At 64.8% G+C, this 230-nt stretch carries 1 pseudogene; it reads left to right on the forward strand.

From position 1 onward, the window contains the following. Positions 1-230, forward strand: a pseudogene (locus AC0L3B_RS40515) (ABC transporter permease); the annotation flags it as partial.

Below are 230 nucleotides of genomic sequence, written 5' to 3' on the forward strand. Positions count from 1 at the left end.
CGCGCTGATGATTTTGGGACCGGAAGCGCCGCCGGAAGTCCTCGCCGCCTTCCGCAAGGCGTGGGGCCTCGATGATCCCATCTGGTTTCAGTATCTCGATTATTTTGGCGCGATCGCCAAGGGCGAGCTCGGCCGTTCCATGCGCGACGGGCGGCCTGCGATCGAGCTTGTGCTGGAGCGGATACCGGCAACGCTGGCGCTGACGCTGCCGGCCTTCGCATTCAAGGTCG

This window comes from Bradyrhizobium sp. Kon56, assembly GCF_055807635.1.